Below are 12,950 nucleotides of genomic sequence, written 5' to 3'. Positions count from 1 at the left end.
CGCGCTCAAAGACGGCGCCGGAATCCCTCGCCGAACCCGATGCTGCGCTCCTCGCGGTCGCTGTCGGCGCTGCGGCTGAGCTTCCACACGTTGCGCCCCAGCCGGCGGGCGGTGAGTCCGCCCCGCTCGACCAGCGCGGCCCCCGGCCGGGCCCCCATCAGCTGGGTGACCTCGGCGGTGCTGAGGGGAGCGGCGGTGCGGATGGCCAGGTCGGTGATCTCGAGCCGCTGGCGCAGCGCCGTCAGGTCGACCGGGTGATCCGCGTCGGCGTCGTCCTTCCAGTCAGCGAAGCCGTCTCCGAGGCCGCCGCCCATGCGCCGCATCAGGCCGAGTCCGATGAAGGCGAGGGCCTGCTCCGGCCGCACCCCCTCATCGAGCGCCCGGGTGATCCATTCGGACACGGTGTCCTGATCGAGGGGATGGCGCAAGGGCTGGGTCTCGCTGGCCACGCCGGGTGCGGAGGAAGCGTCGGCGGCGGTGGAAGGGGTGGTGGTGGCGGTGCGCCGGGTGGCCATGGTCGCGCCTGGAAAGGTTGAACTGGAAGGTATCGGTTGCCTTCGGAGTCGCAAGTATCCGGACCTGCTGAATCACGATGGAAAGACGGTCTCCATTCGTGTCTCCATCCCTGCGCGACGCGGAGCCGGCTCACCTTCTCCATGGACCGTTCGCTGCATCGACCCAGTCCTCAGACTCCCCCCCAGCGGATCGAGACGGCAGCCCTCCCGGACGATCCCGTCGAAATTGCCCCGGGGGTGTGGTGGGTGGGAGTTCGGCTGGATAAGGACCATTTCCAGTGCCACACCTATTTCATCCCCAACGGTTCGGACGGCGTCCTGATCGATCCGGGTTCGCCGCTCACGATCGACGGCACCCTGGCCAAGCTGCGATCGATCACCGATCTCGGCGCGATCCGCTGGCTCGTCTGTCACCACCCCGACCCTGACATCTGCGCCGCCCTGCCCAGGCTGGGCGACATCCTGACGCACCCCGACGTACAGGTGGTCACCGAATGGCGCGCCAACGCCCTGATCCGCCACTACGCCCATCGTTTCTCCACCTATCTGGTCGAGAAGCACGGCTGGTGTCTGCCCCTGGAAGGGGGGCGACGGCTGGAATTCCAGCTCACGCCGTATCTCCATTTCCCTGGCGCGATGGTGTCCTATGACACGTTCAGCCACACCCTCTTTTCTTCGGACCTGTTCGGCGGCTTCGTCCCCGACAGCAGCGTGCTGGAGTCCAGCGATGCGACCTACATCATCAAGAACGCCCAGCCTTTTCATCAGCACTACATGCCCAGCCGGGAGCTGCTCAGCGCCGGCCTGGCCCGCATCCGCTCCCGCTGGCCACGGATCGACCTGATCGCCCCCCAGCACGGCCACATCATTGCCGCCTCGATCGTCAATGAGATGTTCACCGCCATGGCCGCCACCGAATGCGGTGTGTATTGCCTGGCTGACGCTGACGTGGACCTGAAACGGCTCCTCCGCATCGCCGAGGCCCGGCGCCAGCTGAGCGATGCCCTCATGCACCAGAGCAGCCCCCTGGGCATGGTCCGCGCCATGGCCACCATCCTCGAATCCTCCGGCCAGCCTGGAGAGTGCGAGCTGTCCGTGAACATGCCCATCGACGGCTGGACCACCTGGAATGCCTTCACAGACCATCCCGAGCTGCGGGAGCCGCCCGCCGACTGGCACCACATCTGCCTTCTCGGCCATCCCGCCATGGTGCTGGCCCTGAAGGGCGAGGGGGGGCGGCACACGTTCGATCCCGACATGGAACGGATGCTGCGAGAGTTCACCGAATCGATGCGCCCCTGGGTGGACCATCTGCTGGAGGACCAGCGCAAGGCCGTCGAGGTGGCCACCCTCAACCTGGCGGCCCTCACAGATCCGCTCACGGGGCTGGCCAACCGGCGGGCCCTGGCTGAGGCGACGTTGCCGGCCAGCTATTCCCTGATCGAGCTGGATCTTGACCATTTCAAGGATGTGAACGACACCTTCGGCCACGAAGCCGGCGACCGGGTGCTCAAGCAGTTGGCCCGGGTGCTGAACGCGTCGGTGCGGGAGCAGGACCACACCTACCGCCTCGGTGGTGAGGAGTTCCTGGTGCTGTTGCCGGAGGCCGACCGGGAGACGGCCCTGCTGGTGGCCGAACGGATCCGCCTCTCGGTGCGGCAGCTCAATCTGGAGGGGGAGGCCCCCGGGGGGCGCCTCACGGTCAGCCTGGGGGTCAGCACCAAAAATTCCTCCCAGCCGTGCGATTTCTCCCGGCTGATGGAGCAGGCCGATCGGGCCCTCTATGCGGCCAAAGGCTCCGGCCGCGATCGGGTCTGCATGGCCGATGGAACCAGCCGGGGCGGCCCCTAGACCAGGCGCCCACCGCCGGCGCTCCGCCCGGGAGTACCCTCCCCTTCTGGACTGCCCCTGGCGGCGGCCAGAGATCCCGGCGCTTCAACCACCCCGAGGATCGAAACGACCGTTTGTTCCGGGGGTTGGCGCCTCGCGCCGTGATGGATTCGCAGAGTGCCCGTTCCTTCCTTCGCGACGACCGGTCGGACGCCCGCAGGAAGGCGGCGAGCCTGCGGATCACGGGAACCGATGTGAGCGGTGAGGCCTCCGGGGCCAGCTGCGTGATCACCACCGACAGCGAAGGCCGGCGGCTGGCCCGCCAGTCGAGCCACGTGCAGTCGATCGAACTGCGCACCTACGTCTTCCTGGATTCCCTCCAGCCCCAGCTGGCGTCGTACATGGGCACGGTGTCCCATGGCTTCCTGCCGATCCCCGGTGATGCCTGCCTCTGGCTGGAGGTCTCCCCGGGCATGGCGGTGCACCGGGTCACCGACATCGCCCTCAAGGCCAGCACGGTGCGGCTCGGCCAGATGGTGGTGGAACGGGCCTTCGGCTCCCTGGCCCTCTACCACCGCGACCAGAGCAACGTGCTCCACTCCGGCGACGTGGTCCTGGAGGCCATCGGCAGCCGGGTGGAGCTGCGCAGCCGCTGCGAGGTCACCTGGACCGAGATCATCCGGGCGATCACCCCCGACCACGCCGTGCTGATCAACCGCCAGAACCGCCGCGGCTCGATGATCCAGGCGGGGATGAGCATGTTCATCCTCGAGACCGAACCGGCGGGCTACGTGCTGATCGCCGCCAACGAGGCCGAGAAGAGCTCCAACATCACCGTGGTGGACGTCAAGGCGGTGGGGGCCTTCGGCCGCCTCACCCTGGCGGGCAAGGAGGGGGACGTGGAGGAGGCCGCCGCCGCCGCCATGCGCGCCGTGGCCCAGATCAACGCCGGTTCCCGCAGCTGAGCGTCAGCGGCCCGGCACCCGGCCGGCTCAGGCCAGCCCCAGCAGCCGCTTGAGTCCCGGGGCCATCGCCCGGGCGGCCTTGCCGCGGCTGCCGAGCCGGCTCCTGAGGTGCTCGCCCATCGCGGCATAGCTGCAGCCCGCCTCCCGCACATGGAAGAGCGGGTCGTAGCCGCCGCCATGGCCGGAGGGCTCCCGCAGGATCAGCCCCCGGCAGACCCCCTCCGACTCCAGCACCACCGCGCCGGTGGGGTCGGCCAGGGCCATGGCGCTGACGAAGGTGCCGCCCCGGTAGAGGGAATCGCCGAGCTCGTGCAGCAGCCGGTGGATCTTCTCGTGGTCGGTGGGGGCGTAGCGCGCCGAAAACAGGCCGGGGCGGCCATCGAGGGCATCCACCTCCAGGCCGGAATCGTCGGCCAGCGACCAGCAGCCCGTGAGCGCGGCCACCGTGGAAGCCTTGAGGCGCGCATTCTCGGCGTAGGTGAGCCCCGTCTCCTCGATCTCCAGGTCCCTGGGCTGCTGACGCACGTCCAGGCCCACCTCCGGACCGACCCCCGCGAGCATGGCCGTGATCTCGGCCACCTTGTGGGGGTTGCCGCTGGCGATCACCAGGACCGGTGGAGAGGGGGAAAGGGACAAGCCGGGCCCACGGGGGGCCCCATTGTGGTGCAGAGCGGTAGGGAAGGGGTGGGGCAGGACGGGTTGAACATTCCACCCCCGGAAAACTCCAGGGTTCCTGCCCCGGGCGGACGATAGGGAATTCGCTCGCGATCGGACGAACCGGAGGAGCAACGTTGCGCGACCGGTGACGGCCTGGGGCCGGATTCGCCCCTAGGTTGCCTCCACCCTTTGGGCGCCGGAGGGCGATGCAGTCGAGCCTGGTCCTACAGAACCTTCTCTCCGCGCCGGTTCTCTTCTTCTTTCTGGGCATCCTGGGGGTGCTGGTGGGCTCCGACCTGGAGATCCCCTCGCCGCTGCCCAAGCTGTTCTCCCTCTATCTGCTGCTGGCGATCGGCTTCAAGGGGGGCATGGAGCTGGCCCACAGCGGTCTGGGCCCCCAGGTGCTGCTGACGGTCGGGGCGGCGGTGGCGATGTCGCTGCTGGTGCCGCTGACCAGCTTCCTGTTCCTGCGGCTGCGGCTCGACGGCTACAACGCCGCCGCCATCGCCGCCTCCTACGGCTCGATCAGCGCCGTCACCTTCATCACCGCCGAGAACTTCCTCAATGTCGTCGAGGTGAACTTCGACGGCTTCATGGTGGCGGCCCTGGCCCTGATGGAATCGCCGGCGATCGTGGTGGGGGTGATCCTGGCCCGGCTCTCGGCCCCTGCCGAGGATGCGGAGATGGCCGGAGATCAGCAGAACGGCGGCGGCAGTCTGCGCTGGCGGGAGATTCTCCAGGAGGCCTTTCTGAATGGCTCGGTGTACCTGCTGATCGGCAGCCTGGTGATCGGTTATGTGGTGGCGGCCTTCAGTCCGGCGGGTCTGGCGAAGATGGATCCCTTCACCGAGAAACTCTTCTACGGAGCCCTCTGTTTCTTCCTGCTCGACATGGGCATCGTGGCGGCCCAGCGGCTGCGGGACCTCAAGCAGGCGGGGGCGTTCCTGATCGGCTTCTCCCTGCTGGCCCCTCCCCTGCATGCCCTGCTGGGGCTGCTGGTGAGCCTCCTGCTGGGGCTGGGACAGGGCAACACCCTGCTGTTCATGGTGCTCTGCGCCAGCGCCTCCTACATCGCCGTGCCGGCGGCGATGCGCATGACCGTCCCGCAGGCGAACCCCAGCCTCTACATCTCCACCGCCCTGGGTCTCACCTTCCCCTTCAATGTGGTGATCGGGATTCCGCTCTACATGGCGCTGACCCGCCACTTCATTCCGGCCGGCTGAATCCACCACCCGCCGACCCCTGCCGACCCGTCGCCCCATTCCCATGAAGCGCATCGATCTCTTTCTCAGTGAACGGGAACTGAACCGTGTCTGCCGCACCATCACCGCCGCCGGAGCGACGGGCTATTCGGTGATGCGGCACGTGACCGGCATGGGCCCCTCGGGTGAGATCTCCGAAGCGATGGACTTCAGCGGGCTGGGGGCCAATGCCCACGTGATCGTGTTCGTGGAGGACGAGCTGCTGGGGGCCGTGGGCACCGCTCTGCGGCCCCTGCTGAAGCGCTATGGCGGGGTCGGGTTCGTCTCCAGCGCCGAGCCGCTCTGAGCCTCCGGGACGGGCTGGGGGCACGCAGGGGCGGCGCGCCGCGCGGCGGCGATCAAGCAAAGCTTGCTTTTTATGTTGCACTGATCAGCTGCCCTTATCAGCCGATCCGAAAACCTTGATGGCCGCCCGGCTCCCAATCGCTTGACGGAGGGTTTGACGGAGGAGCAAGGTTGCACACGAACATTCCACCCCCCTCCTCCAGGAGCAGGTAATGGCAAACGAAACCATGGGCATCGCCCTCGGCATGATCGAGACACGCGGTCTGGTGCCCGCCATCGAAGCGGCGGACGCCATGACCAAAGCCGCCGAGGTGCGCCTCATCGGTCGCGAATTCGTCGGTGGCGGCTACGTGACCGTCCTGGTGCGGGGTGAAACCGGTGCCGTGAACGCCGCCGTCCGTGCCGGCGCCGATGCCTGCGAGCGGGTGGGCGACGGCCTGGTGGCCGCCCACATCATCGCCCGTCCCCACCGTGAGGTGGAGCCGGCGCTGAACAGCAGCTTCGGCCTGGGATCGAAGGACTGAGCGGTCGACTGACCCTCTGAGTTTTCCATCCGAACCCATCCGAACAATCCCATGAGCAAGAAGTACGACGCCGGGGTCAAGGAGTACCGCGACACTTACTGGACTCCCGATTACGTCCCCCTCGACACCGACCTGCTGGCCTGCTTCAAGTGCACCGGCCAGGAAGGTGTGCCCAAGGAAGAGGTGGCGGCCGCCGTGGCCGCCGAGTCCTCCACCGGCACCTGGTCCACCGTGTGGTCCGAGCTCCTCACCGATCTCGATTTCTACAAGGGCCGCTGCTACCGCATCGAAGACGTCCCTGGTGACAAGGAGTCCTTCTACGCGTTCATCGCCTACCCCCTCGACCTGTTCGAGGAAGGCTCCGTGACCAACGTGCTCACCTCCCTGGTGGGCAACGTGTTCGGCTTCAAGGCCCTGCGCCACCTGCGCCTGGAAGACATCCGCTTCCCGATGGCCTTCATCAAGACCTGCCCCGGCCCGCCGAACGGCATCTGCGTCGAACGCGACCGGATGAACAAGTACGGCCGTCCCCTGCTGGGTTGCACCATCAAGCCGAAGCTGGGCCTGTCCGGCAAGAACTACGGCCGGGTGGTCTACGAATGCCTCCGCGGCGGCCTCGACTTCACCAAGGACGACGAGAACATCAACTCCCAGCCCTTCCAGCGCTGGCAGAACCGTTTCGAGTTCGTGGCCGAAGCCGTCCAGCTCGCCCAGGAAGAAACCGGCGAGAAGAAGGGGCACTACCTCAACTGCACCGCCGCCACTCCTGAGGAGATGTACGAGCGGGCCGAGTTCGCCAAGGAACTCGGGCAGCCGATCATCATGCACGACTACATCACCGGTGGCTTCACCGCCAACACCGGTCTGTCGAAGTGGTGCCGCAAGAACGGCATGCTGCTCCACATCCACCGCGCCATGCACGCGGTGATCGACCGCCATCCCAAGCACGGCATCCACTTCCGGGTGCTGGCCAAGTGCCTGCGCCTCTCCGGCGGCGACCAGCTGCACACCGGCACCGTGGTGGGCAAGCTCGAGGGTGACCGTCAGACCACCCTGGGCTTCATCGACCAGCTGCGCGAGTCCTTCATCCCCGAAGACCGCACCCGCGGCAACTTCTTCGATCAGGACTGGGGTTCGATGCCCGGCGTCTTCGCCGTGGCCTCCGGCGGCATCCACGTGTGGCACATGCCCGCCCTGGTCGCCATCTTCGGTGACGACTCCGTGCTCCAGTTCGGTGGTGGCACCCACGGTCACCCCTGGGGTTCGGCCGCCGGCGCCGCCGCCAACCGGGTGGCCCTCGAAGCCTGCGTCAAGGCCCGCAACGCCGGCCGCGAGATCGAGAAGGAAGGCCGCGACATCCTCACGGAAGCCGCCAAGCACAGCCCCGAGCTGGCCATCGCCCTCGAGACCTGGAAGGAAATCAAGTTCGAGTTCGACACCGTCGACAAGCTCGACGTCGGCTGATCCGACACCCCGGCCCCACGCCCTGCCTCCGCTGACCGAGGGTGCTCCCACCCACGGTCAGCGGGACCGGGTTCCCCAACCCATTCCCCACAAGGATCCCCATGCCCTTCAAGAGCACCGTGGGTGACTATCAAACAGTCGCCACCCTGGAGACCTTCGGCTTCCTCCCGCCGATGACCCAGGACGAGATCTACGACCAGATCGCCTACATCATTGCCCAGGGCTGGAGCCCCCTGGTCGAGCACGTCCACCCCAGCCGCTCCATGGCCACCTACTGGTCGTACTGGAAGCTGCCCTTCTTCGGTGAGAAGGATCTCGGTGTGATCGTCAACGAACTGGAGTCCTGCCACCGGGCCTACCCCGACCACCACGTGCGCCTCGTCGGTTACGACGCCTACACCCAGAGCCAGGGCGCCTGCTTCGTCGTGTTCGAAGGCCGCTGATCCAGCGACCACAGCGGATCCCGGCCGGCGGTCGGGATCCATCACTTTTGATCATCCATTCACGGGGCGGACATGGCCAGAACCACCAGTCGGGAAGCAGCTCTGGAGCGCCGCAAGGCCCTCACCAACGGCGGCAAGAAAGCCTCCGCCCAGTTCATGTCCTCCCCGGGACGGGTGCGCACGGCCGCTGACGCCCAACGCACCCGCACCGAGGCCGTGAGTGCCGCCCCGGCCACCCCGGCCCCGGCTCCGGCCGCCTCCCCCTCCCGCCGCGGCGCCGCCCCGCGTCGGGGCGTTTCCGCTTCTTTTTCCTCCGCCTCGGTCTCCGGCCATCGCAGCAACGCCAAGCCGTTGGCGAACCCCAGCCGCAACCTGGTGCTGGAGCGCCGTGAGGCCCTCTCCCGCCGTGGCAAGCGGGCCGACACCTCCAGCGACCGTACCCGTCAGGAGGTGATGCGCTCCACCAGGTCCAGCGCCGCCGCCACCCCCGCCGTGGTCGCCAGCCCGGCCGCCGCCGCTGCCCCCGCCCCCGCGTCCTCCGGTCTGGGGGCCTCACTGGCCAACCGCAGCGCCCGCACCGGGGAGCGCCGCAACGGCACCCCCAAGCGCACCGCCCAGCACAACCCCAGCCGGGCCATCGTCATGGCTCGGCGCGAAGCCCTCTCCAAGCGGGGCAAGTCCGCCAGCGCCCCCACCAGCTCCGTCGCCGCCTCGGTGGCCCGCCAGTCCAACCCGGACATGAGCAGCCGTGAGCTGGCCCAGAAGGTGCGGGAGCTCAAATGCAAGGTCGGCTCCGCCGGCAGTTCCCGCAGCGGCGGCTCCCGCCCCACCGGCCCCCGTCGCGGCCAGGCCAAGATCGATGCCGCCGCCGATGCCCACTGGAAAGTGGGGGTGAGCGAGACGGTCCGGGGCCAGGTGGTCACCGGCACCCAGGCCAACCGCTCCCTCAAGACCACCGGCAACGAGGCCAGCACCTGCCGTCCCGTCACCGGCACCGAGTACCTGGGGGCGGAGATCTTCCGCACCTTCTGCCAAAGCGATCCCACCCCCCTGCAGCCCGCCAAGGTGCGCGTCAGCGCCACCAGCCACGGCAACCGGGTGACGGGCAACGAGGTCGGCCGTTCCGAGAAGGTCACCGGCGACGAGCCCGGCACCTGCAAGAACGTCACCGGCACCGAGTACATCTCCGCCAACCAGAGCGCCGCCTGGTGCGGCACCACCTCCCCCTCCCCCCGCAAGGTGGGCCTGACCCGCACGACGGCGGGCCGGCCGGTCTCCGGCGTGATCGTGGAACGCTCCGAGCGGGTCACCGGCAACGAGCCCGGCGCCCATCGCCAGCTCACCGGCACCCAGTACGTCGGGGACCAATCTGAGGTGCCCGGCCGCGCCCCCGCCAAGGTCAGCAGCCTGCACACCCTGCGGGGCACCGGCATCACCGGCACCCATGTGGGCCGCAGCGAGCACGTCACCGGCGACGAACCGGGTTCCTGCCGCCTGGTCACCGGCGACGAATACATCGGCACCCAGCAGTACGAACAGTTCTGCGGCACCAAACCGGCTCCGGAAGCCGCGAAGGTGGGCTTCAGCGTCACCAACAAGGCGCTGGTGGTCAGCGGCACCCGCACCGGCCGCTCCGAGAAGGTCACCGGCGATGAGCCCGGCACCTGCAAGGCCGTCACCGGCACCCCCTACGCCGGCATGGAGCAGGCCGGCGCCTGGTGCTCCTCCGACCGCCTGAGCGAGATCCGCCAGCGCACCCCGGTGCGCATGGGCACCGTGATGACCGGGATTCAGCCCGGCATCGGCGGCGTCATGACCGGCGCCGAGCGCGGCGCCTGCGAGGACATCACCGGCACCCCCTACATCGGCGGCGACCAGCTGAACGAGGCCTGCGGGGCCGCCACCAGCCAGGACGCCGATTTCCCCCAGCCCCTGACCGCCCAGCCCTGGCAGCAGTTCAGCGTCCAGTCGCCGGCCCGGGCCGCCCAGAGTGCCCGCCAGCGCCCCGGTGGCGTCACCGGCAACAGCTACGAGCAGGGCAACCGCATCACCGGCCCCTTCGACATGGCCGCCGACAAGGTGACCGGCACCGAGCAGTTCCGCTTCGACCGTCCCGGCCAGGAGCGGGTGCGCCTGCGCCAGCCGGCGGCGGCAGCTCCGGTGACCGTTGATGAGGACGCCCGTCCCACCTCCCGGGTCACCGGTGAGGGCATCTCCGCCGGCCTCAACATCACCGGCGACGACTGGGACCGGGGCAAGCACGTCACCGGCACCGAAGGGGCCTCGGCCCGCCGCCGCAACCCGAGCCGTGTCGGCCCGATGTCGGCCATGCCCGGCTTCCAGAACAAGCGCAACGAGACCCTGCCCGAGCCCACCAACAAGATCACCGGATCCAGTGGCAGCACCAGCGCCGGTTCCCTGATCACGGTCTCCGGCGGAGCCCGCGGCTGAACCCCTGATGCCCCGCCGCCCGGCCCCCACGATCCGTCCCCTCGCTCCGAGAGCCCCCCGGCGCCGTCCCGATGCCCCCTCCGGCGCCGATCTCTCCCGGCGGCTGGCGGCGGTGCGGCTCGGCCAGGCAGCCTCCGGCAGCTCCCATCCACTCACCGACCACGCGGCCAACGCCGCCCTCGAGAGCTACGACCGCGGCGTCAAGGACGCCTTCGACCGGATCGTGCCCGTGCTCAAGCGGCTCTCCGCCCTGCAGCACGAGGATGACTTCGTCGAGCGGGCCCAGGCCCTGGCCCAGTCGGAGCTGGGCTTCAGCCTGCCCCTGCCGATCCTGGAGAAGGCCTGGGTCAGCCAGCTCGACATGCGCAGCCTGTTCGCCTGGTGCGTCTTCGAGACCTACGAACAGACCAGCGACGGCTTCTTCCGGGACGATCCGCTGCACGGCCAGCCCGGCAGCGCCGCCGCCGAGGACTTCAACGCCTTCCTGCTCTCCTGCGGCTTCCACCTGCTGGATGTGACCCCCTGCGCCGATGGTCGCCTGGCCCATGCCATCGCTTTCGCCCTGCGGCTGCCCTTCAGCTCGGTGCGGCGCCGTCCCCACGCCGGGGCCCTGTTCGACGTCGAGAACACGGTCAACCGCTGGGTCAAGACCGAACACCGCCGCTACCGGGAGGGCGTCCCCAACCCCGCCCACGAGGACACCCGCTACCTGAAGGTGGTGCTCTACCACTTCAGTTCCCTCGACCCCACCCACGAAGGCTGTGCCGCCCACGGCAGTGACGACGCCCTGGCGGCCAGCTGCGGACGCCAGCGGCTGATGGAGTTCCAGCAGGCCGTGGAGAACAGCTTCTGCTGCGGCGCCTCCGTCGACCTGCTGCTGCTGGGCATCGACACTGACACCGACGCCATCCGGGTCCACGTGCCGGGCATGGACGGCAGCACCCGCCTGGATCAATGGCTCGATGCCGCCACGGTGTACGAGGCCACCCGCCATCTGCATCCCGAGGAGGCCCGGCGCCGGATCGCCGAACTGGCCGAGGCCGCGGCGGCTTCCGCCCCCGATCCCGGCATGGTGCGCCTGATCGCCCGGCTGCTGGAGCACAACATCTCCCAGATCGACTACGTGCGCCAGTACCACGACGGCCACTACGCCGATGCCGGCCATGCCGAGCGGTTCATCGGCGTGGGCATCGGCTTCAAGGAGATCCACCTGCGCAACCTCACCTACTTCGCCTACATGGACACGGTCGAGGAGGGCGCCCCCGACATGGACGTGGGCGTGAAGATCTTCAAGGGCCTCAACGTGTCCCGGGGCCTGCCGGTGCCCGTGGTGGTGCGCTTCGACTACAACGGCAAGGTGCCCGGTGCCCGGGAGCGGGCCGTGCGCCACGCCCAACGGGTGCAGGAGGCGATCGAGAACCGGTACCCGGACCTCTTCGCCCAGGGCCTGCTCCATGCCCTGCTCACCGTGCGCGATCAGGAGCGTCACACGCCCGCCGAGGCGGTAGGTTCCACGATCAGCCTCACCACCGCAGGAGGGCACTGAGCATGTTGATCTGCAAGGTGGTCAAACCGCTGGTCTCGACCAACCGCATCCCCGATTTCGAGCACAAGCACCTGCAGGTGGTCCAGGACGGCAGCACCCAGAAGGTGGCCGTCGACGCCGTGGGCTGCATCCCGGGCGACTGGGTGATCTGTGTGGGCAGTTCCGCCGCCCGCGAAGCGGCGGGCAGCAAGTCCTATCCCAGCGACCTCACGATCGTGGGGATCATCGACCACTGGGATCCCGACGCCGGCAAGGCCACCCCGCCACCGAGCGGCACCCCCAGCGGTGCGCCGGCGCCCCAGGGAGGCAAGGCCTGATGGAGATCATGCAGGTCACCGGATCGCTGGTCTGCACCCAGAGGGTGCCCGGCCTCGAGCACTGGAACCTGCGGGTGCTGCGCAGCACCAAGGGCAAGCTCAGCGTCGCCGTCGATCCAGTCGGGGCCTCCCCCGGCAACTGGGTCTTCACCGCCAGCGGTTCGGCCGCCCGCTTCGCCTGCGGCAACCCCGAAACGCACACCGATCTCACCATCGGCGGCATCATCGACTTCTGGGAGCCGGACGGGTAGGCGCCCCTCCCATCGCCTCCACGACCGTTCCTCCTCTCCCCGCCCGTCCCATGGCCAGCCGCACGCCCCGATCCGGTCCCGCCGCCACCCCCACCCCGGCCCCGGTCCCGGCCCCCCCACCGGGAACGCCGGCGGCCGCTCCAGCCGCGGCGGCCGGGGCGGCGGCCGCTGGCGGCACCCCGCCGGCTCTGCCACCGGCGGCGCTGGCCAAGCCGGCAGACCCCAAGCCAGCGGCCGCCACCCGGGCCCCGCGGGCAGCCCGCTCCAGCCCGGCGACCCGGCAGCCGCGCCGGACCACCGCCAAGGCCGCCACGCCGACCAGCCAGCGCTCCAGCGCCTCAAGCCCCAGCCGCCGCGGCAGCGGCGGTGCCGGCACCCCCCCCCAGACCCCCCCCCCCCCGACCCCCCCCCCTGCCCCCCCCCCCCCCCCCCCCCCCCCC

13 protein-coding genes and 1 pseudogene are annotated in these 12,950 nt (G+C 69.4%); 12 read left to right on the top strand and 2 right to left on the bottom strand.

Going from position 1 to position 12,950, the window contains the following annotated elements:
• Positions 1 to 5: 5 nt before the first annotated feature.
• Positions 6 to 515: a hypothetical protein gene (locus VB738_RS12085; protein WP_323305966.1), complete on the bottom strand. Its 510-nt coding sequence runs from the start codon at positions 513 to 515 to the stop codon at positions 6 to 8.
• A gap of 246 nt (positions 516 to 761) precedes the next feature.
• Here VB738_RS12085 and VB738_RS12080 point away from each other — a divergent pair, with 246 nt between their 5' ends.
• Both VB738_RS12080 and VB738_RS12075 read left to right on the top strand, forming a co-directional pair.
• Positions 762 to 2,366, top strand: a complete 1,605-nt coding sequence (locus VB738_RS12080) for a diguanylate cyclase (protein WP_323305965.1) — start codon at positions 762 to 764, stop codon at positions 2,364 to 2,366.
• A 143-nt stretch (positions 2,367 to 2,509) separates the two neighbouring features.
• A complete protein-coding gene (locus VB738_RS12075) occupies positions 2,510 to 3,310 on the top strand; it encodes a BMC domain-containing protein (RefSeq protein WP_094586897.1) in 801 nt (266 codons plus the stop codon).
• A 27-nt stretch (positions 3,311 to 3,337) separates the two neighbouring features.
• On the opposite strand, the gene VB738_RS12070 is transcribed toward VB738_RS12075, so the two are convergent.
• Complete coding sequence (locus VB738_RS12070; protein WP_323305964.1) at positions 3,338 to 3,946, bottom strand: non-canonical purine NTP pyrophosphatase; 609 nt, start codon at positions 3,944 to 3,946, stop codon at positions 3,338 to 3,340.
• A gap of 227 nt (positions 3,947 to 4,173) precedes the next feature.
• On the opposite strand from VB738_RS12070, the gene VB738_RS12065 reads away from it, so the two are divergent.
• From VB738_RS12065 to VB738_RS12020, 10 genes and pseudogenes are all read left to right on the top strand, one after another.
• Positions 4,174 to 5,190: a sodium-dependent bicarbonate transport family permease gene (locus VB738_RS12065; RefSeq protein ID WP_323305963.1), complete on the top strand. Its 1,017-nt coding sequence runs from the start codon at positions 4,174 to 4,176 to the stop codon at positions 5,188 to 5,190.
• A 43-nt stretch (positions 5,191 to 5,233) separates the two neighbouring features.
• Entirely contained in the window at positions 5,234 to 5,515 is a 282-nt protein-coding gene (locus VB738_RS12060) for a P-II family nitrogen regulator (RefSeq protein ID WP_323305962.1), read from the top strand.
• 211 nt (positions 5,516 to 5,726) lie between these two features.
• The gene (locus tag VB738_RS12055) at positions 5,727 to 6,038 is read left to right on the top strand and encodes a BMC domain-containing protein (protein WP_015107695.1); all 312 of its coding nucleotides are present in this window, start codon (positions 5,727 to 5,729) and stop codon (positions 6,036 to 6,038) included.
• A gap of 51 nt (positions 6,039 to 6,089) precedes the next feature.
• A complete protein-coding gene (locus VB738_RS12050) occupies positions 6,090 to 7,502 on the top strand; it encodes a form I ribulose bisphosphate carboxylase large subunit (protein WP_323305961.1) in 1,413 nt (470 codons plus the stop codon).
• Positions 7,503 to 7,603: 101 nt separating this feature from the next.
• On the top strand, positions 7,604 to 7,945 hold the full coding sequence (locus tag VB738_RS12045) for a ribulose bisphosphate carboxylase small subunit (protein WP_015107693.1): 342 nt from the start codon (positions 7,604 to 7,606) through the stop codon (positions 7,943 to 7,945).
• Positions 7,946 to 8,017: 72 nt separating this feature from the next.
• Positions 8,018 to 10,396 carry a CsoS2 family carboxysome shell protein gene (locus VB738_RS12040; protein WP_323305960.1) on the top strand — a complete coding sequence of 793 codons (2,379 nt, stop codon included), beginning with the start codon at positions 8,018 to 8,020 and terminating at the stop codon, positions 10,394 to 10,396.
• A 7-nt stretch (positions 10,397 to 10,403) separates the two neighbouring features.
• Positions 10,404 to 11,942: a carboxysome shell carbonic anhydrase gene (locus tag VB738_RS12035; RefSeq protein ID WP_323305959.1), complete on the top strand. Its 1,539-nt coding sequence runs from the start codon at positions 10,404 to 10,406 to the stop codon at positions 11,940 to 11,942.
• 2 nt (positions 11,943 to 11,944) lie between these two features.
• Positions 11,945 to 12,259, top strand: coding sequence for a carboxysome peptide A (locus VB738_RS12030; RefSeq protein WP_323305958.1), 315 nt, complete (start codon positions 11,945 to 11,947; stop codon positions 12,257 to 12,259).
• Entirely contained in the window at positions 12,259 to 12,510 is a 252-nt protein-coding gene (locus VB738_RS12025; RefSeq protein ID WP_015107689.1) for a carboxysome peptide B, read from the top strand. The genes VB738_RS12030 and VB738_RS12025 overlap by 1 nt, the downstream gene beginning before the upstream one ends.
• 50 nt (positions 12,511 to 12,560) lie before the next feature.
• A pseudogene (locus VB738_RS12020) lies at positions 12,561 to 12,950 on the top strand (carbon dioxide-concentrating protein CcmK); the annotation flags it as partial.

The organism is Cyanobium gracile UHCC 0139 (assembly GCF_034931325.1).
GTDB lineage: Bacteria > Cyanobacteriota > Cyanobacteriia > PCC-6307 > Cyanobiaceae > Cyanobium > Cyanobium gracile_B.
Note: the sequence above shows the minus strand (reverse complement) of the source record. Positions and strands in the feature narration are given on the sequence as shown.

Excerpts from the sequence above, each read along its gene's own strand:
- VB738_RS12085 (WP_323305966.1), bottom strand. The coding sequence starts at position 515 with ATGGCCACCCGGCGCACCGCCACCACCACCCCTTCCACCGCCGCCGAC.
- VB738_RS12075 (WP_094586897.1), top strand. The coding sequence starts at position 2,510 with ATGGATTCGCAGAGTGCCCGTTCCTTCCTTCGCGACGACCGGTCGGAC.
- VB738_RS12065 (WP_323305963.1), top strand. The coding sequence starts at position 4,174 with ATGCAGTCGAGCCTGGTCCTACAGAACCTTCTCTCCGCGCCGGTTCTC.
- VB738_RS12060 (WP_323305962.1), top strand. The coding sequence starts at position 5,234 with ATGAAGCGCATCGATCTCTTTCTCAGTGAACGGGAACTGAACCGTGTC.
- VB738_RS12055 (WP_015107695.1), top strand. The coding sequence starts at position 5,727 with ATGGCAAACGAAACCATGGGCATCGCCCTCGGCATGATCGAGACACGC.
- VB738_RS12050 (WP_323305961.1), top strand. The coding sequence starts at position 6,090 with ATGAGCAAGAAGTACGACGCCGGGGTCAAGGAGTACCGCGACACTTAC.
- VB738_RS12045 (WP_015107693.1), top strand. The coding sequence starts at position 7,604 with ATGCCCTTCAAGAGCACCGTGGGTGACTATCAAACAGTCGCCACCCTG.
- VB738_RS12040 (WP_323305960.1), top strand. The coding sequence starts at position 8,018 with ATGGCCAGAACCACCAGTCGGGAAGCAGCTCTGGAGCGCCGCAAGGCC.
- VB738_RS12035 (WP_323305959.1), top strand. The coding sequence starts at position 10,404 with ATGCCCCGCCGCCCGGCCCCCACGATCCGTCCCCTCGCTCCGAGAGCC.
- VB738_RS12030 (WP_323305958.1), top strand. The coding sequence starts at position 11,945 with ATGTTGATCTGCAAGGTGGTCAAACCGCTGGTCTCGACCAACCGCATC.
- VB738_RS12025 (WP_015107689.1), top strand. The coding sequence starts at position 12,259 with ATGGAGATCATGCAGGTCACCGGATCGCTGGTCTGCACCCAGAGGGTG.